Below are 2,536 nucleotides of genomic sequence, written 5' to 3'. Positions count from 1 at the left end.
AGCCCGCACCCGGTGTCCGACGACGCCGCGCTCGCCGAGGCCGAGCCCGCCGACGACGACCGGGCCGACGCGGACCCTCACGCCATGGGCCGGGCCGGCCCCGAGCTCCTGCCCGAACCCGCACTTCCGGTCGACCCACACATCGCCGTCGCCTGACCCTCCCCGCTGCACCCTGGGCCCCTCCCCGCAGCACCCTGGGCCCCTCCTCGCTGCACCCTGAACCTTCTCGCCGCACCCTGAACCCCATGCCGGCGCCTGCCCGACCCACGCCGGCGCCCCCCTGCGGCCTGACCTCTCCCCGCTACCACACGAAAACCCTCCGCCGCGCTGCACATCTGAGCAAAACCCGAGTAAAGTCACGCCCGAGAGGCCGGACCAGACTTTGCTCAGGATTGAGCAATTGTCCGGTATGTCATGCCGCACGCCAGGAGGAGCCTTGGTCGACCTGCTCGTCTCCTACGCGGCCGGGGGCCCGGGCCACGACGAGATGCTTCAGGCCACAGGCCAGGCCAGGGCGGCGTGGCGCACGCTCGCCGAGCAGGCGCGCCTGGGCCGGGCCGACCGGCTCGAGGCCACCCGGGCCGCCGTCGTCGAGCTGCTGGCGGACCAGGGCGTCACGGCGGGCGACCCGACGGCACAGTCCTGGCAGCTCGACCCGCTGCCGGTGCTCGTGGACGAGCACGAGTGGCACCGCCTCGAGGCCGCGGTCCAGCAGCGGGCCACGCTGCTCGACCTCGTCCTCACCGACCTGTACCGCGAGCGGAAGCTGCTCGTCTCGGGCCTGCTACCGCCGGAGATCGCGCTCGCCCACCCCGGGTTCAACCGGCCCGCGGACGGGATCTCCCTCCCCGGCCCGCACCAGCTCTTCCTCACGGCCACCGATCTCGCCCGCAACGCCGACGGCGCGTGGACGGCGCTCGCAGACCGCACCGACGTGCCCGGCGGGCTCGGCTACGTCATGGCGGACCGCCGCGTCGTCTCCGAGGTCCTCGCCACCTCCTATCGCAGCTCGCGCACGCGCCGGGTGGGCCCGTTCTTCCAGGCGCTGAAGGCGGGGCTGGGACGCGTGGCCCCGGCCGCGGCGGGGGACAACCCGCGGATCGCGATGCTCAGCTCCGGCTCGTCCGCCTCGACGTTCGAGAACGGCTACCTCGCCGCGATGCTGGGGCTGCCCATCGTGGAGGGCGGGGACCTGGTGGTCCGCGACGGCCGGGTCTGGGCCCGGTCGCTCGGGACGGCGGAGCCGATCGACGTGCTGCTGCGTCAGGTGGCCGCCGCGGACGTGGACCCGCTGGAGCTGCGCCGCGGCTCGCAGCACGGCACACCGGGCCTGGTGCACGCCGCCCGTCGCGGTGCCGTCACGATCGTGAACCCGCTCGGCTCGGGCGTGCTGGAGAACCCGGCCCTGCACGGCTACCTGCCGCGGCTGGCGCGGGTGCTGCTCGGCGAGGACCTCGCCCTCCCCTCCGCGGTGACGTACTGGTGCGGAGAGCGGTCGATGTGCTCGCACGTGATCGCCAACCTCGGCCGGCTCGTCCTCCTGCCCGTCGCGGGCTCCCAGCCCGCCGTCCTGGGCTGGGAGCTCTCCCTGGGCCAGCGCGCGGACCTGTCCGCCCGGATCTCCGCCCGACCCGGGGCCTGGGTGGCACAGGAACCGGTCGAGGCCTCGACCACCCCGTCCGTCGAGGCCCGCACGCTCCGGCCGCGACCGACGTCGTTGCGGATGTTCGCCGTCGCTGCCGACGACGGCTACACCGTCCTCAGCGGCGGGCTCGGGCACGTCGGGGACCCGCCGCAGGCCATGCTCGGACGCCCCACCATGGGGACGGCGAAGGACGTGTGGGTGCTCGCGGCCGAACCGCCGAGCATCTCGGCCGGCCCCGCCGACGGGCTCGCGCGGCAGCACCCCGGCGACGCCGTCTCCCCCCGGGCCGCGGAGCGGCTCTACCAGTTCGGACGCCGTACGGAGGCCGCGGAGGCCACGGCCCGGCTGCTCGGCGCCGTCGCCGACCGGTGGGACGACTACCACGCCAGGCTCGACGCCGACGGCGTGCGGGCCCTGAGCGTGCTGTGCGGGGCGCTGCCCACGATCGACGACCCTGAGCTGACCGAGGCCACGCTCACGGCGCTGATCACCGACGTCGGGACCCGCGGCTCGGTGGCGTGGTGGGTGGCGCGGATGCATCGGGCGGCCACCGGCGTGCGGGACAACCTCTCCACCGGCGTCTGGGTTGCGCTGTCCTCCCTGGAGCGCACGCTGGAGCAGGAGCGACACCGGCTCCGCGGCGACGCCGACGCACAGCTGGGCCTGGGCCCGGTGCTCTCCCGGGTGCTCGAGAGCCTGACGGCGCTCGGCGGCATCTGCGCCGATTCCCTCGTCCGCGACACCGGCTGGCACCTGCTCCAGGTGGGCCGCCGGCTGGAGCGGGCGGAGCGTCTCGTCGCCACCCTCGCCGCGACGCTCACGGCGCGGCCCGAGCCCGCGGTCGAGGCGCTCGTCGTCGATTCCGTGCTGGTGGCCAACGAGTCGATCATC

General features: G+C 75.0%; 1 protein-coding gene. It reads left to right on the top strand.

Annotation, left to right across the window (positions count from 1 at the left end):
• Positions 1–436: 436 nt before the first annotated feature.
• Positions 437–2,536 (top strand): circularly permuted type 2 ATP-grasp protein (locus tag ACYC1Z_RS15120; protein WP_461410335.1); only part of this gene is annotated, 2,100 nt, incomplete at its 3' end.

It is taken from the genome of Georgenia sp., assembly GCF_054605595.1.
Note: the sequence above shows the minus strand (reverse complement) of the source record. Positions and strands in the feature narration are given on the sequence as shown.